Here is a 21,977-nt window from a genome sequence, read left to right on the forward strand (position 1 = left end):
AAATTAAGGCGAATCACGCTTTTTAGTTCTGCTAATTCTGAAAATTCTGTGAATTCTGATTCAGACAAGCTGTTGTTTCTTTAACAGAAATTCGCCGAACTCAGGTCTGCTAAGTTTTTAAAACCTAGCGGGTCTTTTTTATTAGCATTTAGTGCTGCAATCGCGCATGAATTAATTCATCAAAACTGCCATCGTGGGTCGTATAGTGTTGAATCGTTGGGCGTGTGACTAAAATAATGTTTTCATACCATAAAGGTACATAAGGCAATTCATCGTATAAACGAGCTTGGACTTGGCGGTAATAGTCTGCTTGCGCGTCTAAAGTGTCTTGTTGTTCAGCTTGTTCAATCAGTTGGTCTATTTGTGCATCGTTTAAACGTCCACGATTTGCACCATTAGGCGGAATTGAGGTTGAATGAAAGGCGTAGCGGAAAATGTCGGGGTTTTTAATGCCAACCCACGATAGGCTAAACATTTGAAAACGTCCTGATTTAATATCTCCGTAAAAAGTTCCCCAATCATAAGTTTGTATCGAGACTAAAATCCCCACTTCGGCAAGTTGTTGTTGAATCACAGTTGCAATGCGCACACGAAAGGGATTATTTGAAGTTTTATAAGTCAGGTGTAACGGGTTTTCTAAGCTATAGCCTGCTTGTGTGAGTAATTCACGGGCTTTAGTTGGATTATGGGCATAACTGGCTAATTGCGGATTCCCTGCCCAGTGTTGTGGGTCAAGGATTGCGCTGGCAGGGCGGGCGGCATCGTTAAAAAGGTAGTGAATAATCGCTTCTCGATTGAGTGCGTAGGCAATGGCTTGGCGTACTGCTAAGGGGCGGGTGCTGGGGTCAGTCAGATTAAAACCTAAATAGGCAAAGCTAGTACCACGCGCCATATTGACTTGAATGTCTGATTGTTGTTGTAGCCAGCGAATCAGTTCGGGGGGGAGGTCATCTTGCAGAATATCGAGTTCACCGCGTCGTAGTTTTAAAACACGCACAGTGGGATTTTTAACTTCTAAAAAGGCAACTTGTTGCTTATCAGAAATACGTTCTAAATGTAATTCGCTACTTTGTGCCCATGTTAAAAAACGAAATTCTCCACTACCAATAGGCTGTTTATTAAAGGGATGTTGTTGTGCAATCAGGGACGCGGGAACAATGCCTAGACCGAGCCGTCCCGTAAAAAGGGGATCTGCTTTGTGGAGGATGAAATCAACCGTATCAGGGTCTGGTGTTTGAATGTCTTGAATAGATGCAAGCGAGCCACGATGCGGGGAAGCATTGGCAGCAGTCAAGACATAGTTATAAGTGGCTTTTACATCGTCAGCAGTTAGGCGTTGTCCGTTGTGAAAAACGCGCCCTTGTGTGCCTAAGTGAAATCGGTAATGGGTAGGGCTGAATTGTTCCCATGTGGCTAAATCAGGAATGGGTTTGAATTGGCTATCGAAATCAATCAGTGCATGATAGAGCAGTCGGTTGATGCGGCTACTGGTTGCATCCGTTGCAAAACGAGGGTCTAGGGTCACGGGGGCTTGTGCAAGACCGAAACGGATTAGCGTTTGTGGCGGGGGAGTGTCGCAGGCAGTTAATAGAAAAACTAGGCAGAGGCAAATCAGCAAGAAAATACTGCGCATTGTGGATACAGTGAGTTAATTAGAGGGATGATGTGAGTCCGTATTGCATCATTTGGTTACGCCCGCTGTTTTTGGCAGCATAGAGCATTAAATCAGCGCGGTGAATCAGTTCTTCGCTATTTAGCAGGTTCACTTGATTCATCGTTGCAATGCCACCGCTAAGCGTGATTAAACAGGCTTCTTCTGTTGGCGTTTTAAAAGGATAATCTTGGCAATTTTGGCGAATGCGTTCTGCAACGACATAAGCACCTTCTATGCCTGTGTGAGGCAGTAGGATAATGAATTCTTCCCCCCCATAACGACTGACAATATCGATGTCACGACGGGTTGTATTTAACAGTAATTCAGCAACACCCCGTAAAATATAATCGCCGTGTAAATGTCCGTAGGTATCATTAATGCGTTTAAAATGGTCTATATCCAGCAAAATCAGTGAAACATCGCCACCATGCCGTTGTAAACGGACAATTTCTTCATGTAAACGAATATCAAAATAACGGCGGGTATAAAGTCCTGTTAGGCTATCCATTGTCGCAAGTTGGAATAAGCGTGCTTTTTCCATCGCGGCAGCAATGAGGGTGCGTAACATGCCTAAAATTTGTAGTTGATAATCAGGTTGGGTAATGCCTATTTCTTGGGCAAGTACTGCGATACCGATAACACCTTCACTTTCTTCACTAATAAGTGGTAAACAAAGGCAGGTAAAGCCAGTTTGTTGATGGCTGTAGCTGGGAAAGGGGAGTATGTCATCTAGCAAAATACCGTTGAATGTTGCAGGTTTGCGAGTTTCTAAGATTTCAGCCAGTGGGGTGTTGGTAAAGTGGATAATTTGACCAGTTGGTAAGAACTCTCCTCGATTAAACCCGCCTGCTAAAATACCCGTTTCAGCGGTTTGTACTGAAAATAAGGCAACCCGTTCACTATGCCCAAGCCCTGCGAGGGTATCTAATACATGTTTAATCAATAATTCCATTTTGTGTATTTCCAAGAAGCATTAGATTGAAATACGGATGAAAATCAACTGCAAACACGAGTTTTTCAGCAAGATTAAGTTTAGCTCTTAACGTCGTTGACGAAAAAACGCTTTGAGTACGTCACCACATTGTTCTGCTAAAACTCCCCCAACACAATCGACTTGATGATTATGTCTCGTATCTCGCAATACATCAAAACGACTGCCTGCCGCGCCTGTTTTTGGATCATATGCGCCAAAGACCACCCGTTTTACCCGTGCATGTAAAATAGCTCCTGCACACATCACGCAAGGTTCTAGTGTTACGTATAACGTTGTATTTAATAAACGATAATTTTCTACTTTATTAGCAGCATGGCGTAACGCAACGATTTCAGCATGTGCGCTTGGGTCATGCCGTTGAATCGGTTGATTCCAACCGTGGGCAATACATTGATTATCTTGAACCAACACAGCACCAATCGGCACTTCGCCTTGATGTGCCGCATAACTAGCGAGGCGTAATGCGTATTGCATCCAATACGCATCTGCCGTAAGTGATAAATCTATATTCACTAGGAAAAATCACGACGGGCTGTAGAAATGCTAATCGTAAAGCCTGCAATCACATCAAACATAGACATCATTGTTAAAATCAAAAAAGTAGAATTTCCCGCTGCTTTATAAACGATAAACTCGACTAAAAAGGCGACAAAGACAAACATAGAAAGCATGTGTTCAATGATAGAAGCATCTGTGCTACGTGTCGCTTTAAAAATCTCGATATATAAGAAAAACACCCCTAACATCACCAGCGCGTCACTAATCGTAGGACTCCATACCGCACTAGACATTAAGGTAATGGTCATAAAACTTTGTTTAAGGTCAATGTTTAAAAATAACAACACATTGCAAATAATAAACAAAACAAGATAAAAAGGTAAAAATCTCAACATAATCATGATTTCCTTTCTGTTATTTTCCAATAAGGGGAACGTTTTTCTAAAAAGGCACTAATTCCTTCCCGTCCTTCATCTGACACGCGAATCATCGCGATTAATTCAGCCGTTAGCGCAATCATGGCATCATCAATTACACCATGAGAAACTGCACGAACCAGCTCTTTTGCGGCAGAAATGGCTTGTGGTCCATTTTGCAATAAATGCGTAATAAGGGTATTACAATAATTTTCTAATTCTTCTGGAGAAACAACTTCACTGACTAAGCCTAATTGTTGCGCAACGTGTGCATCAAAAATTTCGCCTGTTAAAAAATAACGGCGAGCCGCACGCTTACCAATCGCCTCAATAACATAGGGTGAAATCACGGCAGGAATTAAACCTAGCTTAACCTCAGATAATCCAAATAAAGCCTGTTTGCTTGCAATCACCATATCACAACATGCCACTAAGCCAACGCTTGCCCCATAAGTTGCGCCTTGTACAATGGCAATAGTTGGAATGGATAACTGATTGAGCGTTTTCATCAAAGTTGCCAATGCCATCGCGTCATGTATATTCTCCTCTTTAGAATAACTCATGACTTTTTGTAACCACCGTAAATCCATACCAGTAGAAAAATGCTCACCGTTCGCTTTTAAGACAATAACACGAACATCAGGGTTGTCTTCTAACTGCATTAATGTCCCTGTTAAATAGGTAATTAATGCATCATCAAACGCATTATGCACCTCAGGGCGATTGATGGTTAAAATGGCAACCCCCCGCTCATCAATATTCATCATTAGATTATTATCGGACATTATACAAACTCTTGATTTAATTAAATGAAACCGCTTTGTATCATGCAAACACGCTTCACAAAGTAAATTCTGTCACATCAACCCCTGCATTAAGAATTAACTTGCTATAACAACATCGTTTTTTGACATAGACACACTTTGTCAATTGATTGAATAAAAGTTGTATGAATAAAGCATGTTAAGTCTAACCTGATTCACTACAATTCTCACGATAATTTGCGCTATCCTGATTTTCCCGCATTGCGAATTCAGCATTCACACGCATAATGAAACAAAACGGACAAAGCCATCAAGCTCATGTTTAACATACCGCCACCGCCTTGATGGTACTTATTCACCTACAAATTTTTGGTAGTAGGCATTATGGAAACATTACCCACAACCCCACCCGTGACTTTAGAAGAACTCTATAGCGCGTGGCAAAAAGCCGCCTTTGATGAACTTAATGAATTATTTGCCGAAACCCATCCCAGTGATATTGCACGCTTTTTAGAATCTCTCCCTGCTAAACAACGAGTTATCGTTTGGAAATCCACCGAATTTGACCGCGCCGAAGTCTTATCGTACATGCATGATGCTGAACGGGCGGAATTAATCCATCGTATGGGTGCAGAAGAAGTTGCCGCAGCCACCACCGAAATGGATACCGATGACGCTGTTGACTTACTGCAAACCTTATCAGAACAACGTGTTGAACAAGTTTTGATGGCGATGGATGAAGAACATCGACAACAATTGTCGAAAGTGCTGTTTTATGACGAAGACAGCGCGGGCGGTTTGATGAATGTCGATACACTCACCGTGCGCGGTGATTTATCTATCAAAGTTATTTTACGCTATTTACGCCGTCATGCAGAATTGCCTGATAAAACAGATGCATTATTCGTTGTCGACGCAGAAAATCGCTATCGGGGCATGTTATTTCTGGCTGATATTGTGACTAATAACCCTGATTTATTGGTGGAAGACATCATGTCCACCCAAATTACCCCGATTCCCGTCAACATGCCTTCTCAATCAGTTGCTTTACTCTTTGAGCAACATGGTTTTATCTCAGTGCCTGTGATAGACCAAGATTCCACCCTATTAGGACGGATTACGGTTGACGATGTATTAGACGTTATCCGCGAAGAATCTGACCGCACCTTATTACATCGTGCAGGTTTAGATGAAGAAGATGATATGTTTGCCCCAACACTCAGCACCACATGGGCAAGAGCAGTATGGCTAGGTATCAACTTACTCACTGCTTTTTTAGCCTCTTATGTGATTGGACAATTTGAAAATGCCCTCTCGCAAATCGTCGCCCTTGCGGTTCTTATGCCGATTGTTGCCAGTATGGGCGGCATTGCAGGTACTCAAACCTTAACCGTGATGATACGCGGTATCGCACTTGGAAAAGTCAGCAGTGCCAATGCCTTTTGGCTCTTAAAAAAAGAAGTCGCTGTCGGTGTTTTAAACGGCTTAATATGGGCAGTTGTGGTAGGCATTGTCGCAATGATATGGTTTAGCAGTATAAAACTGGGGCTTGTCATTGGCGCGGCGATTGTCATCAATCTATTTTTTGCCGCCTTCTCAGGCATGTTACTGCCCTTAATTCTAAAGCGTTTATCAATAGACCCAGCCCTTGCTGGTGGTGTTATTTTAACTACCGTGACGGACGTTATTGGCTTTGCCGCATTTTTAGGGTTAGCTACCTTGTGGCTTTTATAGATTTTCAAAACCTAGTAGGTCTTTTTTTGTCTGAATCAGAATTCACAGAATTTTCAGAATTAGCAGAATTAAAAGCACGATTTACCTTAAATTTTTGGTTTAAAGGTTTTAAATTCTGTTAATTCTGAAAATCCTGATTCAGACAATGTTTTAATCTTGTCGGGTGAATCCTTTTTTTGTCTGAATCAGAATTCACAGGATTTTCAGAATTAGCAGAATTAAAAGCACGATTTACCTTAAATTTTGGTTTAAAGGTTTTAAATTCTGCTAATTCTGTTAATTCTGAAAATCCTGATTCAGACAATCTTTATAATCTTGTCTGGTGAATCTGATTCGCGTGTTTCAACAGACCTACTAGGTTTTTAAAACCTAGTAGGTTATTGACTCAATTACCATAAGGGCGAAAAGCTCAGTCGATTGCCATTGCGTAACGCGCTATATATTTGATTATTAGCAGTAATTCCAAATAAATCCGCATTCACCCCTGTTAGGCTATTCGCTATCAAATATGGGCGCAATGTCACATCCCACACATCAATTAATTGCCGTTGCCAGAAACCATCTTGAAAGGCAATATTGATTAATTTGCCTTGTATATCAATAGCAAATACACCACGATAATTTGCCAGCAATGAATTTGCTTGTATCATTCCCAACTCATGCAAATAATTAAAATGTATTGCCTTATTATCATCTTGCCATGTATTAAATACCTGCCCTGAATTTGTCACGCCATACACTTTCCCACTCACGCCAGTTTCACCACTGATTAAACGATTAATATAAATCGCTTCTGTTGTGAGCGTTTCGGTTGTCCATACCCCCGCTTGTTGATAAATACGCACTAACAAACCTGCTTGATTTTGCGCAAAAACCCCACTGTTTAACTGCCCTAAGGCTAAAACACCCGTTTTTAACGCAGGAATACCCATAATCTGCTTCAAACTAATTAAATTCATTGAACCTGTCACAGAAAATAATGAACCTTGTTCACTGAGTACAAATAAACTCTCTTGTCCATCGGTTGCCAACGGCGCGACTAATTTACCAGCAATACTCGGCAATGTTTCTGTTATCCATTGATTTGTCTGGCTATTAAAATAAGCATGAAATAGCTCGCCTGTTTGTGTTAAAGCAAATCCGCCTTTGGCATTCACGACTAAGCTACTTGCCACTAAATCCTGACGTGTACCAACGACAACAACTTGAATACTCTCGTTTTGTTTAGCTGTTGCTAATAATTGCCCTTGATCATTAATCGCATAAATACGCGCATAACTATCTGATTCTGCCTGTACGATATTCAATACACGTCCAACAACGCCATTCACACTTAACTGTTGCCAACTACTATTTTCCGCAGGGATTAAATAATCTAATCCGCCTTGTGTATTGATGGCAAAAATCCCCGAATTTTGTGACCCTGTTGCAATGACATAACACGTTGCACAAGTTTCCGTCGTTGGCGATGTCGGACTATCTAATAACATCCACGACATGCCCATTAATTGAATACGATAGCGTTGATTATCTTGATAAAATATCAACTCATCTTTTCCATCCTGATTCGTATCGGCAATTTGCAATTGTTGTCGATATGTCCATAACAAATCGCCTACTTTTGCACCTTCTGACCATACTTTACTCAGTGTTTGCTCATCAGCAACTTGCCAATAACTATATTCTGTTGCCGTAAACTGCAAAGATTCGATTTGCCCATCACCATCAAAATCAGCCGTATAAACGTATTCAGCTCCCGCTATCAATGGATAATTAACGATAGTCAATATCAACGGATGAGTCGCATTAAAATGCACTGTTCCATCACTCAAGCGATAACCAAAAAACAGTTTTAGCCCCCCTGTTGCGACAAATTGCCCTTGATATAAGGGAAACGACCACGTATCGCTTAAAGTTTGCCCTGTTATCCTTGAAACTAACGTGCTTGGGTTTCTATCCCATTCCTCTATCTGATTCTGTTGATTTAATAAAAAGCCAAATTGATAATTCGCTTGATTTAAAAACCGATATTCTGCATAAATCAAACCTTCAACAGTTTTACCGTTTTGTTCCGCACTAGGAACGATATGCGCTTGAATATCTACTGTATCCGTTAAATTAAGAGTGACAGCTTCCTGCGTCATAGCCTGACCATTAACCGTGATAGACGCATAAAAATGATCGGTTGTGTCCGCAATTTGCCCATTGAGAGATAGCACTGAACCCGCTCCCAAATCTACCCAATTTGCTTGTATTTCATCACTATATGCTAAAGATGAAACCAGTAATAAATATCCCAGAGAAAAGAAACACAACATTTTTTTCATTGCTTTAAACATGCCTCCGTTTATGAAGAACTTTTTATTCATTAACCCGAGTTCGGTGAGATTTATAAAATAAAATAGATACCTGCTAGGTTTTAAAAATCTAGCAGGTCTTTTTTTGTCTGAATCAGAATTCACAGAATTTTCAGAATTAGCAGAATTAAAAAACGTGATTCACATTAATTTCTTGGTTTAAGGGGTTTAAATTCTGTTAGTTCTGAAAATTCTGATTCAGACAAGCTGTTGTCTTTTTAAAAGAATCTCGCCGTACTCAGGTTATTCATTACCATTTGTAGTAAACGCACTATAAAACGATGTGGAGGACTGGCAGTCCTACATTTAAATCACTTTATGGTATGTTTACTATAATTTATAACCAGTTACACTTTAAAGGAAAATATATGGCGTACTCTATTTTTTTAGGCGTACCACAAAAGCGCACTGAATTACATTTACTGGAATTAGATGAACAGATACATGATTATATTTTTAATCAGCATCAACACATGATTAAAAAAGACTCCCGTTTACAACGAATGTCTGATTGTTACAGCGATGCTGTTTTTTTCTATGATGAATTAGATATTTTAAGAAAAGAGCTTGCCGAGCTGATACGCAATAGTTCAGATAGCAAGCTGATTGAAGGTTTAGAACAATTAAAACAAATTTGTCAGAGTGGCATTACACAAAAAAAGAACATGTATTGTTTTGGGGATTAGGATTGATAAAAATAAATGATTACTGATAACTTTTTTAGGTTTCAAGATATTTCCCCATCACGACAAAATGATGGTCAGTCACTTCATGCACTTTTAAATACCCTAAATTAAACCCTTTTAACTGCTCGACGACTTCATCAATACGATACGCGGCTAATAAAGAATTATAAAAATCCCGTCTTAAAACAGAAGGTTCAGAGCCTACATATTCTTGTACCATAATTTCCGCTTGGCGAAAACTTTCAGGGCGCATGAAGTCCATGATAAAAATTAAACTATTTGGTTTTGCCCGCAGTTTAATCGTTTCCCACAAAACGCTAGGTTGTGCTAAATGATGCAATAATGAATTTGAAATAATCACATCATATTGCGCCATGGGTAACGTAGCATTTGGCAAATACCCTTCAATAAATTCGATTCGCTGTCTAAGTGCTTCATATTGCGCTAACATTTCACGCCCGTATTTTAACATTGCACGAGAACCATCAACGCCGTGAATCGTACACTGTGGATAATGTTGCGCAAAACGACGGCTAATATCCCCCGCTCCACATCCTAAATCCAGCACATAGCCCGCTATTTGTTCTTGAGGAAATTCACTCGCAAAGCGTTGCATAAATAAAGAATTCGGATCATTAAAATCTGCTTGCGCATAAGCATGGGCTTGCTCATCATCAAGCATTAATTCGGGTTCTGGAATACGGTGCATGAAATGGATAACTCTATTTATTTCACAGAAATACAAGTGCATTTAGCAAGGTGACTGACTTTACTCGATACGCTACCCTGAATCAAACCTGTAAACGTCCCAAGCCCACGACTCCCCATAATAATCGTATCAATTGCGTTTGATTCCGCAAATTCGACAATTTTCTGAGCAGGATTACCTTCTAAAACTTTTGTTTCTAAAAGTGACACCCCTTTTTCAACAGCGAGTTTTTTGGCTTTAGATGTTACATTTTCACTGATGACTTTATAATGTAGGGTGTAAGCATCTGTTGAAAGATGTTCAACCTCTGCAAAATGTCGCAATTCAGATGGAACTTCAAAATTCTCGATAACATAAACTGCCGTGATTTGCGCATGATATTTAACGGCTAAATCACAGGCCAAATCAAAAGCCTTTATCGCATGTTCTGAACCATCTATAGCTACTAAAATATTCGTTATCATTATTCTCTCTCATCTAACAATGCTCATCGTTAATAACCATGAGGACAGATAATCTTTAACCGTTATCCCCATTTGCATGAGAACAATCGAATTTTCATTTTACAAGTATGAAGTATATCGTTAAACACGACAGATTGAGCAGATTGACTATTATGTGAGACACCTATCTAAAAATGCAATTCAGCATTTATTCGCGCGATAGCTTAAAGTTCTACACACAACGTAATTGCTACCTATCAAATTGACAACAAATTAAAAGCACTAATAAAGAATCAGGAGATTCTCCCATGTCTAAGGATTTACGCGAAACAGCCTTAAATTACCACCGCTTACCAAAGCCGGGAAAATTAACCATTACCCCCACTAAACCGCTTGCAACACAACGGGACTTAGCCCTTGCTTACTCCCCTGGTGTTGCCTTTGCCTGCGAAGAAATCGTCAAAGATGCAAATACCGCCGCACTCTATACAGGGCGTGCAAACCTTGTGGGTGTCATTACCAACGGCACAGCCGTTTTAGGCTTAGGCGCGATAGGTAGTCTTGCCTCAAAACCTGTGATGGAAGGTAAAGCCGTTTTATTCAAAAAGTTTGCCGATATTGATGTGTTCGACATAGAAATCGATGAACGCGACCCACAAGCCCTGATTGATACCGTTGCCCGTTTAGAACCCACATTCGGCGGTATTAACCTAGAAGATATTAAAGCTCCTGAATGCTTTATCATTGAAAAAGCCCTACGGGAACGCATGAAAATCCCCGTTTTCCACGATGATCAACACGGCACCGCGATTGTTGTCGCCGCTGCCATCATCAGCGGTTTAAAAGTCGTTAAAAAAGACATTAAAGAAGTCAAACTCGTGACCGCAGGCGCAGGCTCTGCCGCACTTGCCTGCTTAAATTTACTCGTCACCTTAGGGCTACCCATCGAAAATATTTTCGTCACCGACTTAGCGGGCGTTGTCTATGAAGGGCGTAGCAGTGAAATGGACCCATACAAAGCCCGTTATGCCCAAAAAACCGAAGCCCGTACTTTAGACGATGCCATTACAGGCGCGGATATTTTCTTAGGACTGTCAGCAGGCGGCGTATTAAAACCTGAAATGGTTAAAAAAATGGCATATAGCCCATTAATTTTAGCCCTTGCAAATCCAACCCCCGAAATTATGCCCGAAGAGGTAAAAGCTGTTCGTCCTGACGCAATCATTGCAACAGGACGTTCAGACTACCCCAACCAAGTGAACAACGTGCTCTGCTTCCCCTTCATGTTCCGTGGTGCGTTAGATGTCGGGGCGACTGAAATTAACGAAGAAATGAAACGCGCTTGCGTAAATGCCATTGCAGAATTAGCCATGGCAGAACCTTCCGACGTTGTCCGTGCTGCTTATGGTGATCAAATTCTAGATTTTGGCGCAGAATACTTAATTCCTAAACCCTTCGACCCGCGTTTAATCGTCAAAATTGCCCCCGCAGTGGCAAAAGCGGCAATGGACAGCGGTGTTGCAACCCGTCCGATTACCGACTTTGAAGCCTATAAAGATAAATTAAATCAATTTGTTTTCCGCTCAGGTCTTATCATGAAACCCGTTTTCGAACGGGCGCGGAAATCCTCACAACGAGTTGTTTATGCAGAAGGCGAAGAAGAACGTGTCTTACAAGCTGTGCAAGAAGTCATTCACGAAGGCTTAGCCCGTCCTGTCCTACTCGGTCGTCCCGAAGTCGTAGAAATGCGCTTGAAAAAACTCGGCTTAAAAATGCGTCCTGAACGTGATTTCGACCTCGTCAATATTCACAGCGACGCACGTTTTAACCAATATTGGAAAGCCTACCACAGCATTACAGAACGCTTAGGGGTATCTCCTAGCGAAGCCCGCACCGTCTTACGTTCAGACAGCACCGCCATTGCCGCGATGATGCTCAAATTAGGCGATGTCGACTCCATGATTTGTGGAACTGTTGGACGTTTTCACCAACACCTACAACATATTAATGAAATTATTGGAAAAGCTCCTGATATTCAAGATTTATCGACCATGAATATCTTAATTATGCCTGCGGGAACTTTCTTTATTTCTGATACCCAAGTCTCATTCGACCCCAGTGCAGAAACCATTGCCGAAACAACGATTTTATGCGCTGATGAAGTTCGTCGTTTTGGGATAGTGCCAAAAGTTGCATTATTATCACATTCCAACTTTGGAACACGCCGTGATACCCCCACCGCAACCAAAATGCGCCGAGCCTTACAAATTCTCAATGAACGTGCGCCGACTTTAGAAGTTGAAGGGGAGATGCACGCCGATGCTGCGTTATCAGAAGAAATTCGGCTAGAACGCTTTCCCAACTCTCGCTTAACGGGACAAGCCAATTTATTGATTATGCCAACTTTAGACGCGGCAAATATCACCTTTAATATGTTTAAAGTCTTAGGGGGGGGAGTCTCTATTGGTCCTATTTTGATTGGTGCAGATTTACCCGCGCATGTGGTCACGCCATCCATTACGGTACGCGGTTTAATCAACATGACTGCCGTTGCTGTTGCACGGGCTAAACCACGGATTGAAGTGCCAGAACAACCCGTTATAGCAACTAATATGCCCAGTTAGTCATAAAAACAGAAACCTGCTAGATTTTGAAAACCTAGCAGGTTTTTTTGTCTGAATCAGAATTCACAGAATTTTCAGAATTAGCAGCATTAAAAAACGTGATTCACCTTAAATTTTTGGTTTAAAGGTTTTAAATCCTGTTAATCCTGAAAATCCTGATTCAGACAAGCTGTTGTCTTTTTTAAAAGAAACTCGCTGAACTCAGGTTAATTAACCCCGTTAAACTTTAAAATTTACTCGACGTATCCAAGTTTTAAGCCGCTAATAATCCTACTCGTTTGAGTAACGGCTCAATTTTTGGCTGTCTGCCACGGAATTCGACAAACAGGGTCATCGCATCTTGTGAGCCACCGCGTTCTAAAATACTGTGTAAAAAAGCCTCGCCTGTTTGACGGTCAAAAATGCCGTTTTCTTCAAATTTAGCAAAGACATCCGCTGATAAAACTTCCGCCCATTTGTAGCTGTAGTAACCTGCCGCATAACCACCTGAAAAAACATGAGTAAAGCTGTTTTGAAAGCGGTTAAACGCTGGGGGAATTAAGACGGCAATGTCTTTGCGAACTGCGTCTAAAGTCGCTTGTACGTCTAAATTCGGCACATAGTCGGTATGTACACGTAAGTCGAATAACGCAAATTCTAATTGGCGTAGCATAAATAAACCCGCTTGGAAGTTTTTCGCGGCGAGCATTTTTTCCAGTAAGTCATTAGGCAATTTTTCCCCTGTTTGATAATGGACTGCAAATAAATCAAGGGCTTCTCGTTCCCAACACCAGTTTTCTAATAATTGGCTGGGTAATTCCACTGCATCCCATGATACGCCGTTAATGCCTGAAACAGGGGCGTAATCAACTTTAGTCAGCATGTGGTGTAAGCCGTGCCCGAATTCGTGGAATAGGGTTAATACGTCGTTGTGAGTTAATAATGAAGGATTATCGCCAACAGGGGGCGGGAAGTTGCAAACAAGATGCGCAACGGGGGTTTGTACGCCTGTTTTTAAGCGTTTGCGGGCAATACATTCATCCATCCACGCGCCTCCGCGTTTGCCTTGGCGGGCGTAGGGGTCTAAGTAAAATTGTCCGCGTAGTTCGTTTTTGCTGTCAAAAATTTCAAAAAATTGGACGCTTGGATGCCATATATCAACGCCATTGAGGGCTTGAATGCGTAGCCCGAAGAGGCGTTCGAAAACTTGGAATAAGCCTTTTAATACTTGAGGTAAGGGGAAATAAGGGCGTAAGGTTTCTTGAGAAAGTTCATAGCGTAAATGACGCAACTTTTCAGAATAGTAGGGAATATCCCACATTTCCAAGTGTGGCATGTTGTATTGTGTTGCGGCAAAACTGCGTAATTCCGCTAATTCGCCTTCGGCTAAGGGGCGGGAGCGTTGGGCTAAGTCGTGAATGAAGTCGATAACTTGTTTTGGGGTTTTTGCCATGCGGTTGTTGAACAGGGATTGTTCGGTGTAGTTATGGAAACCGAGCAATTGGGCGAGTTCATGGCGTAAAGCGAGAATGTTGTTAATCAGTCCGCTGTTATCAAATTGGGCAGAATTTGTACTTTCCGCAGAGGCGCGGGTGACATAGGCAACATACATTTCATGCCGTAATTCGCGGTTATCAGCGTAGTTCATCACGGGCATGTAGCAGGGTAAATCGAGGGTTAGTAGCCAGCCGTCTAAGTTGGCTTGTTCCGCATTTTGGCGGGCAAGTCCTTTTAAAGAGTCGGGAAGCCCTGCTAATAGGCTTTCATTGGTGATGTGTTTTTTCCACGCATGAGTGGCATCAAGTAAATTTTGGGAAAATTTGGCGGTTAATTGGGAAAGCTGTTGGCGAATTTCTTTACAACGGGCTTGTTTTTCAGGGGATAAATGTATTCCTGAGAGGTGAAAATCGCGCAATTCGTTGGTAATAATTTTTTGTTGTGCGGGTTCTAATTGTGCAAATTCGGGGCTGTCAGCAATGGATTTGTAGGCTTCGTATAACGCCTTATTTTGTCCAATTTCGGTGCTATATAAGGATAGTTTTGGCAAGCAGGTATTGTAAACGTCGCGTAGGGCTTCGGAGTCTAAAACGCTGTTTAAATGTCCAACAGGGGCCCATGTTTTATTTAAACGGTCATTTAACTCGTTTAAGGGGTTAATTAAGCTGTCCCATGTGTAGGGTTTTGCGGTTTCTAATAAACGGTGTATTTCTGCTAAGTTGCTTTCTAAAATTTTGGTTAAAGCAGGGTCGACATGTTCAGGTTTGATTTGGGAAAATTGTGGCAATGTATCGTGATTTAACAAGGGGTTATTCATACAGTCTCCAACATTTATTTATGTGTTTTTATCGCAGACAACACGCAAGTGTTTTATTTGATATGGGCGCGATAGGGGTAAATATCCATCGTTTTACCCTTCAATCAGGGTTAATTGTTCAGCTTGTAGGCGTGCTTGTAAAGCTGGTAATACGGTATCGGCAAACCATGGATGTTGTTTAAACCAGCCAAGGTTACGCGGAGAAGGATGCGGAAGTGGAAAGTATAAGGGGGCATAATCGGCAAAAGATTGTACGGTTTGTGCGAGTGTTGCCTTGCAGGCTTTGCCTAAATGGTAGCGTTGTGCATAACGACCAATTAATAAAATTAGTTTTAAATCAGTTAATTGTTCAATCACTTTCGCGTGCCAAAGGGGCGCACATTCAGGACGCGGGGGCAAATCGCCATGCGTACCTGTTCCAGAGTAGCATAAGCCCATGGGCATAATAGCAATGCGTGGGTCGTTATAAAATTGTTCTCGTTGCATGTTTAGCCAAGTACGCAAGCGTTCGCCGCTGGCATCATTCCACGGCATACCTGTATTTTGCACTTTTAAGCTGGGGGCTTGTCCAATAATAAGTAAACGCGCTTGAGCGGAATGGATGTGAATAATGGGCTTGGGTGGATAAGGCAAATGGGCAGCACAAACTTGGCAATCTCGAATATTATTTAATACTTTATTTAAATGATGGTTCATTACAACTCACAATGTTTAACCCGCAAATTTAATTCAAAAAAATTTGTCTGAAATTATAAACCAATATGTATAACTAATTTTCGCAAACTGCCTTGATGGCGATGTTCCCATAAATAAATCCCTTGCCAAGTGCCTAATGCAAGGCTTTGGTTTAAAATCGGAATACCTAAAGATGTCGCGGTCAGTGCTGATTTAATATGCGCGGGCATATCGTCTGCTCCTTCTAAAGTATGCGTATAAAGCGCGTCGCCTTCGGGAATCAAACGATTGAGCCAATTGTTTAAATCTTGGCAAACATCAGGGTCAGCATTTTCTTGAATCAGTAAACTTGCGGATGTGTGTTGAATAAAAACCGTGCATAACCCATCAACGATGGCACTTTCTCGCACAGCCTGCGCGACTTGTGCCGTAATATTATAAAGCCCTTGTTGATGGGTACGAATCGTTAATTGTTTAATTGACATGTTATTGACACTCAATATTTTATCTGAATCCTAAATTTATCCTTAAAACTCTGGACTTTATTTCTATGCGTTACATTTATCTACTGATTGCCAGTTTATGCTATAGCCCTTTTTGCGGGGCATCGTTTGACATTTCTTGTGAAGATAATGGGGGAAAATTAACCCCAGAAATACAACAGATTGAATCTGATGGTTGTAGCGAAGGTTTGTCGGGTAATTACTTTTTAAACCCTTATAACGACACGCGGATTAATCTACTGTTATTACTAGAAGATTTAAAAATTTCTTCACTCGATATATTACCCGCAAAAACAGATGATATTCACATCACCGCGTATGAAATCCCTTTCTATTACACCCAAATATTTGACGCGAAAAACCCACCACCGCCAACGATTCCAACAGAAGCAGAAATTTCAGGTGAAGCCCCAACTATCACTAACTCGCCTGAAAATACCTCATTCACAAATCTAGCTAAACAACTGGGGATTAGTGATGAAACACTCAATACAACTGCTTATTCTTTACAGGGTTATAAAGAGGCTCATTGCATCTCCAATAATATAAATGCCGTTGCACAATTCTTTACTGTCTTAAACGCAACGACTATTCCCGCTGAAGAAAAACACCTTTTAGCCGAAGCCCGCTTAAGTTTAGCCAATCTCTGCCAACTCAGTCCATCCACGGTAACCATTTTAAATATCAATGTCATCAATCCACTTGCTCAAGCAATGGCAATCTACTTACAAGGTGTGAATGCGTTCTACAGTAGCGATTTTACAAGCGCAGAAACTGAATTTAATAAACTGATTAATCAAGAAAATACATGGTTAAAAGAAACCGCACTATACATGCTCGGCAGAGTTGCATTAAATCAACTTGATGAAACTAAAACCGAAGAACGCTTTAATGCTTATCTTAAACAATATCCAGAAGGTATTTATGCCGAATCAGCACAAGGTTTATTCCGACGGTTGTATAAACTGACCAAAAATCAAAACAAATTGACCCAAGCATTAACCCAAATAGCTCAATCACAACAAACTACGAGCACTGAGCAACTTATCAATCTGATTGACGAAGTAGAACACAACCTCTTTTTTCCCTACAGTGAAGAAATTCCAACCGACACAAGCTACTTAGCTAATATGCGTGATGTTATAAAATGGAATCCTTCTATTTTCACAGCGGTTGCGATTCTCACACGGATGCGCACAATGGAAGGCGAATCAGCGCAATCAATACCCGCTACAGAATTACAAACCCTACAAGCTACTTTTGCGCAAGCTAATTTAACCGATTTGTACACTTATCTACTGCTTGCAGACAGCTATTTTATTCAAAAAAATTACGCGGATGTTATCAGCAAAACAAACACACTCACGCTTAAAAACCCCATTAATAACTTAACGTTTAGCACGTTCATCTTACGCGCCTTAGCCTTTGAAAAACTACAACAACTCGATAAAGCCGTCACAATTTACTTAGACCTGTTTAAACACACAGAACACCCAATCCAAAAACGCCAATTACAACTTGCCTTAGCTTATCACTATGAATATAGAGGAAAAATAAAAGCTGTTTTTGCATCTGATAGCCTTGTCACCGATAAACACCTGCGCCATCTTCTGATTCAACGAGTCGCTTCTGCGTCACTGTTAGAAGAATTACTAAATGCTTCCCATATCGAAGCCCAAAGTAAAAGCGTTGCTTTAAAAACATTATTATTCAAATTATTGCAACATAATCAATACAATGAATTTTTACGCATTTATCAACAATATCCCATTGATAACTATCCTAGTTTCCCTGAATTAGCCCATTTTCAATGGACTGGCGAAACGCCAAAAAATGCGGAAATAGAAGACAGTGACATACCCTACACCTGCCCAAGTCTGCAAAAAGCAGTGCAAACATTGGCGAAAAATAACACGGATGCACACGCTTTAAACTGTGTCGGTGAATTTTTCCGACTTTTCTTCTATTATGATTTTGCAGATATTTTTCCGTTCTACAATGTCACTCATTCCGCCTCCAACAAGCCACCGCGCTATCTTGGGGAAACAAGCGATAATTTCACAGGTAAAGCCTACAGCCGTTTGGATTACTCGCTAGCAGTTATTGATAACCCTAAAGCCCCCAAAGATGCAAAAGCCTACGCGCTTTATCGCGCCATTAACTGCTTTGCAACCAGTGGCGAAAACCATTGTGGACAACAAAAAATTGCTAAAGAACAGCGGGCAAATTGGTTTAGAACTTTGAAGGGGAAATATAAAGAGAGCATTTGGGCAGAACGACAAAAATATTACTGGTGATGCCTGTACTTCGTCTGTTTTGGCTGAGTCTTAGCCTATTGATTGCAGGCTCAACGCATCAAGTCTATTTTGTACAAGTACAAGACTATCAAGCGTTTTGGGTTTGGGGGGGGATTAAACCCGCACAAATTCCACTCACTGCACAACGCCTGTATATTCTGCAAGGCAGTATTCAAGCGGATAGACAAAAAAACGTCCGTTTTCAACGACAAGGCATTTTAGTACGACCATTGCCCGCCCCTATATTTTTAGTCTATCGTTTTGAGGTTTTAGCGTGGAATCCTGTGATACGACAAAGTTTATTTAATCAAATCGCTTATTGGGAAAGTTATCAACAAACAGTGCTGGGCATTCAAATCGATTTTGATGCCCACACTCAGCGTTTAGACCAATATGACGTTTTTCTGCGTCAAGTGCGTGCCGAATTACCAGAAAAATATCAATTAAGTATCACAGGCTTATTAGATTGGACACAAAACGCATCGCCAACCGTTTTACAAGCTTTAGCGGATACCTTAGACGAGGTAATTTTTCAAACTTATCAAGGAAAACGTACAATTCCACGCTATCAGGCTTATTTGCGTGCTTTTGCGCAATTACAAGTTCCGTTTAAAGTAGGCATCGTAGCGGGTGGGGTATGGGATAAACAGCGGGAGCAATGGTTACAGGGCTTGACTTATTATCGCGGGATGGTGGTATTTTTATTGCCTGAAGGATAAGAATTCACCAGACCAGATTAAAACCTTGTCTGAATCAGGATTTTCAGAATTAACAGAATTTAAAACCCTTAAACCAAAAATATAAGGTGAATCATGCTTTTTAATTCTACTAATTCTGAAAATTCTGTGAATTCTGATTCAGACAAGCTGTTGTCTTTTTAATAGCCCGAGTTCGGCGAGATTCCTTTAAAAAGACAAGGGATTGTCTGAATCAGAATTTTCAGAATTAACAGAATTTAAACCCCTTAAACCAAGAAATTAACGCGAATCACGTTTTTTAATTCTGCTAATTCTGAAAATTCTGTGAATTCTGATTCAGACAAAAAAAGACCTGCTAGGTTTTAAAAACCTAGCAGGTTTTTTTAGCTTTTCTTGATGAGAAGTAAAATCATTTTATTTCACTGATAACGCCACGTCTCCCTGTTTCTGCTTAATTTTTTCCAGCAGGGTTAAAGGCAGTTTAAACGTGGTATTTTCTATTTCTCCGTTCATGACATTAACCGTTTTAACACCAAAAGTTTCTAAGCGTTTTAAAACGCCCTGAATCAGGATTTCAGGTGCAGACGCGCCAGCAGTTACACCAATTTTCGGTTGTTGTTGAAACCATTCGGGCTTTAAATCATTTGCATCTTGAATCAGATAGGAAGTAATGCCCGCTTGTTCTCCTGCTTCGCGTAAACGGTTGGAGTTAGAACTGTTACTTGCGCCAACAACGAGTAGTAAATCAACTTGTTTGGCTAATTCACGAACTGCATTTTGGCGGTTTTGTGTCGCGTAACAAATATCGCTGAGTTGTGGCCCTTGGATGTTGGGGAAACGTTGATTTAAAAAGGCAATCACGTCTTTGGTATCGTCAACACTGAGGGTGGTTTGTGTCACATAAGCGAGTTTGCAAGGGTCATTGACTTGTAGGGCTTGTGCTTCTGGAACGGTTGATAAAATGTGTACGATGCCGTCGATGCGTCCGCGTGTGCCTTCTACTTCGGGGTGTCCTGCATGACCAATAATAATAATTTCATAGCCTTGTTGGGCATAGCGTTGGGCTTGTTGGTGTACTTTGGTGACTAAAGGACAGGTTGCATCAATGATTTCTAGTTGACGATTTTCTGCTTTGTTCACAACCGCACGTGCAACGCCATGTGCACTGAAAATGCACACCGCGCCAAGGGGTACATCGTCCAGACTTTCGACAAAAACCGCTCCCTTTTGCCGTAAATCGTCCACGACGTAACGGTTGTGGACAATTTCGTGCAGAACATAGACAGGGTGCGGGTAAACCATCAGGGCTTGTTCAACTATTTCTACGGCACGAACAACGCCCGCGCAGAAGCCTCTTGGTTGGGCAAGCGTGACATTCATCATTATTTTTCAGCCTTTACATGGTCAATCAGAATACCATTTTTGTATTCTACTTCTTCTTCTACACCGTCCATGATGAGTTTGCCTTTTCCGTGACGTTTGCCGTCCATAAAGTTGCCTTCGTAGCGGTCGCCTGTGGCGGTGGTGTAGATGCCTTTGCCTGTGCGTTTGCCTTTGGCAAATTCGCCTTCATAGCGGTCGCCATCTGACCATGTTAAAACGCCTTTTCCGTGGCGTGTGCCGTCGATAAAGTCGCCTTCGTAGCGGTCGCCATTTGTCCAGAGATAAACGCCTTTGCCTTCACGGCGGTTAGCAACGAAATCGCCTTCATAGCGGTCGCCGTTTTTCCATGTGTAAGTGCCTTTGCCTTCGCGAGTGCCTTTAATGAAATCTCCTTCGTAGCTATCGCCATTTTTCCATGTGTAGATGCCTTTGCCTGTGCGTTGTCCTTTTACAACTTCGCCTTCGTAGCTGTCGCCATTGGGCCAAATGAATTTGCCATGATTTTCGTCATTCATCGCGGACATTGTGGGCGGTGTTTGGGTTGGGGCTGGGGTTGGTTTGCTGGCAACTGTTGGGGTTTTGGCAGGCTCAGGAGTTTTTGCGGGTTGTTTTTGGGTATCTTTGATTTCAGGGTTGTCTTTTTCTGTGTTTGCTTGGCTAGCAGGGGCTGGCGTTGGGGTTGTTGTAGCAACAGGTGGGGGGGCTTTTTCTTCTGCGACTGGTTTTTTAACAGGGGGGACAGCGCCTTTTACGAGTTTACCATCACTGCGTTTGCCTTCGCTGAATTCGCCTTTAAATTGGTCGCCGTTTGCCCATGTGTAAGTGCCTTCGCCATCGCGTTTGTCTTCGGCATAACCGCCTTCGTAGCGGTCGCCATTTACCCATGTGTAAGTGCCTTCGCCGTCGCGTTTACCTTCGTAAAAGTCGCCTTCGTAGCGGTCGCCGTTTTTCCAGATGTAAACGCCGCGTCCGTTGCGTTGGTCGCCTTCATATTCGCCGTCGTAGTAGTCGCCATTTGTCCAGATAACGGCTTTTTTGACAATTTCGGGGTCGTCTGCTGCGTCGTCTTCGTCATCGGCGGCATATAGTGGCATGGATAGTGGGAGGAGTAATATCATCCATAAAGCCCAATATCTTTTTTTATTCATGCAGATACTCCTCAATGTTAAGTGTTTAATGTTGGTGTGCGGTGGTTAAAACGTTGAGAAAAATCATTGTTAATTTAAGTCTAAGGGGTGAAGCGTGGGAT

At 41.6% G+C, this 21,977-nt stretch carries 18 protein-coding genes; 5 read left to right on the top strand and 13 right to left on the bottom strand.

Features of this window, described 5'->3' with window-relative positions; genetic code table 11:
* Positions 1 to 148: 148 nt before the first annotated feature.
* The 5 genes from BEGALDRAFT_RS04890 to BEGALDRAFT_RS04910 all read right to left on the bottom strand — a co-directional run bounded on the left by BEGALDRAFT_RS04890 (position 149) and on the right by BEGALDRAFT_RS04910 (position 4,347).
* On the bottom strand, positions 149 to 1,633 hold the full coding sequence (locus BEGALDRAFT_RS04890; protein ID WP_002684251.1) for an ABC transporter substrate-binding protein: 1,485 nt from the start codon (positions 1,631 to 1,633) through the stop codon (positions 149 to 151).
* Positions 1,634 to 1,652: 19 nt separating this feature from the next.
* The gene (locus tag BEGALDRAFT_RS04895) at positions 1,653 to 2,606 is read right to left on the bottom strand and encodes a sensor domain-containing diguanylate cyclase (protein ID WP_002684252.1); all 954 of its coding nucleotides are present in this window, start codon (positions 2,604 to 2,606) and stop codon (positions 1,653 to 1,655) included.
* Positions 2,607 to 2,693: 87 nt separating this feature from the next.
* Positions 2,694 to 3,161: a tRNA adenosine(34) deaminase TadA gene (gene tadA / locus BEGALDRAFT_RS04900; protein WP_002684253.1), complete on the bottom strand. Its 468-nt coding sequence runs from the start codon at positions 3,159 to 3,161 to the stop codon at positions 2,694 to 2,696.
* On the bottom strand, positions 3,161 to 3,541 hold the full coding sequence (locus BEGALDRAFT_RS04905; protein WP_002684258.1) for a hypothetical protein: 381 nt from the start codon (positions 3,539 to 3,541) through the stop codon (positions 3,161 to 3,163). Before BEGALDRAFT_RS04905 ends, tadA begins: the two co-directional genes overlap by 1 nt.
* Before the next feature lie 2 nt (positions 3,542 to 3,543).
* A complete protein-coding gene (locus BEGALDRAFT_RS04910; RefSeq protein ID WP_002684260.1) occupies positions 3,544 to 4,347 on the bottom strand; it encodes an enoyl-CoA hydratase/isomerase family protein in 804 nt (267 codons plus the stop codon).
* Positions 4,348 to 4,710: 363 nt separating this feature from the next.
* Between BEGALDRAFT_RS04910 and mgtE the strand changes: the two genes are divergently transcribed.
* A complete protein-coding gene (gene mgtE, locus BEGALDRAFT_RS04915) occupies positions 4,711 to 6,060 on the top strand; it encodes a magnesium transporter (protein ID WP_002684262.1) in 1,350 nt (449 codons plus the stop codon).
* A gap of 389 nt (positions 6,061 to 6,449) precedes the next feature.
* Here mgtE and BEGALDRAFT_RS04920 read toward each other — a convergent pair whose 3' ends face one another.
* A complete protein-coding gene (locus BEGALDRAFT_RS04920) occupies positions 6,450 to 8,399 on the bottom strand; it encodes a hypothetical protein (protein ID WP_040294874.1) in 1,950 nt (649 codons plus the stop codon).
* A gap of 386 nt (positions 8,400 to 8,785) precedes the next feature.
* On the opposite strand from BEGALDRAFT_RS04920, the gene BEGALDRAFT_RS04925 reads away from it, so the two are divergent.
* Positions 8,786 to 9,103, top strand: a complete 318-nt coding sequence (locus tag BEGALDRAFT_RS04925; protein ID WP_002684265.1) for a hypothetical protein — start codon at positions 8,786 to 8,788, stop codon at positions 9,101 to 9,103.
* A gap of 34 nt (positions 9,104 to 9,137) precedes the next feature.
* On the opposite strand, the gene BEGALDRAFT_RS04930 is transcribed toward BEGALDRAFT_RS04925, so the two are convergent.
* Complete coding sequence (locus BEGALDRAFT_RS04930; RefSeq protein WP_002684267.1) at positions 9,138 to 9,812, bottom strand: class I SAM-dependent methyltransferase; 675 nt, start codon at positions 9,810 to 9,812, stop codon at positions 9,138 to 9,140.
* Between the two features lie 17 nt (positions 9,813 to 9,829).
* Positions 9,830 to 10,276: a universal stress protein gene (locus tag BEGALDRAFT_RS04935; RefSeq protein WP_002684270.1), complete on the bottom strand. Its 447-nt coding sequence runs from the start codon at positions 10,274 to 10,276 to the stop codon at positions 9,830 to 9,832.
* Positions 10,277 to 10,563: 287 nt separating this feature from the next.
* On the opposite strand from BEGALDRAFT_RS04935, the gene BEGALDRAFT_RS04940 reads away from it, so the two are divergent.
* The gene (locus BEGALDRAFT_RS04940; protein ID WP_002684273.1) at positions 10,564 to 12,879 is read left to right on the top strand and encodes an NADP-dependent malic enzyme; all 2,316 of its coding nucleotides are present in this window, start codon (positions 10,564 to 10,566) and stop codon (positions 12,877 to 12,879) included.
* Positions 12,880 to 13,132: 253 nt separating this feature from the next.
* On the opposite strand, the gene prlC is transcribed toward BEGALDRAFT_RS04940, so the two are convergent.
* The 3 genes from prlC to BEGALDRAFT_RS04955 all read right to left on the bottom strand — a co-directional run bounded on the left by prlC (position 13,133) and on the right by BEGALDRAFT_RS04955 (position 16,332).
* Positions 13,133 to 15,172, bottom strand: coding sequence for an oligopeptidase A (gene prlC, locus BEGALDRAFT_RS04945; RefSeq protein WP_002684275.1), 2,040 nt, complete (start codon positions 15,170 to 15,172; stop codon positions 13,133 to 13,135).
* Between the two features lie 93 nt (positions 15,173 to 15,265).
* Positions 15,266 to 15,868 carry a uracil-DNA glycosylase family protein gene (locus BEGALDRAFT_RS04950; protein WP_002684276.1) on the bottom strand — a complete coding sequence of 201 codons (603 nt, stop codon included), beginning with the start codon at positions 15,866 to 15,868 and terminating at the stop codon, positions 15,266 to 15,268.
* Between the two features lie 53 nt (positions 15,869 to 15,921).
* A complete protein-coding gene (locus tag BEGALDRAFT_RS04955) occupies positions 15,922 to 16,332 on the bottom strand; it encodes a secondary thiamine-phosphate synthase enzyme YjbQ (RefSeq protein ID WP_002684277.1) in 411 nt (136 codons plus the stop codon).
* A gap of 65 nt (positions 16,333 to 16,397) precedes the next feature.
* Here BEGALDRAFT_RS04955 and BEGALDRAFT_RS04960 point away from each other — a divergent pair, with 65 nt between their 5' ends.
* Entirely contained in the window at positions 16,398 to 18,647 is a 2,250-nt protein-coding gene (locus BEGALDRAFT_RS04960) for a tetratricopeptide repeat protein (RefSeq protein WP_002684278.1), read from the top strand.
* Positions 18,647 to 19,366, top strand: coding sequence for a DUF3142 domain-containing protein (locus tag BEGALDRAFT_RS04965; protein ID WP_002684280.1), 720 nt, complete (start codon positions 18,647 to 18,649; stop codon positions 19,364 to 19,366). Before BEGALDRAFT_RS04960 ends, BEGALDRAFT_RS04965 begins: the two co-directional genes overlap by 1 nt.
* A gap of 393 nt (positions 19,367 to 19,759) precedes the next feature.
* Here BEGALDRAFT_RS04965 and ispH read toward each other — a convergent pair whose 3' ends face one another.
* On the bottom strand, positions 19,760 to 20,728 hold the full coding sequence (gene ispH, locus BEGALDRAFT_RS04970; protein ID WP_002684283.1) for a 4-hydroxy-3-methylbut-2-enyl diphosphate reductase: 969 nt from the start codon (positions 20,726 to 20,728) through the stop codon (positions 19,760 to 19,762).
* Positions 20,728 to 21,876, bottom strand: a complete 1,149-nt coding sequence (locus BEGALDRAFT_RS04975; protein ID WP_002684286.1) for an MORN repeat-containing protein — start codon at positions 21,874 to 21,876, stop codon at positions 20,728 to 20,730. The genes ispH and BEGALDRAFT_RS04975 overlap by 1 nt, the downstream gene beginning before the upstream one ends.
* Positions 21,877 to 21,977 lie beyond the last annotated feature (101 nt).

Origin of the sequence: Beggiatoa alba B18LD (genome assembly GCF_000245015.1) — a bacterium.
In the GTDB taxonomy this organism is placed as follows: Bacteria; Pseudomonadota; Gammaproteobacteria; order Beggiatoales; family Beggiatoaceae; genus Beggiatoa; species Beggiatoa alba.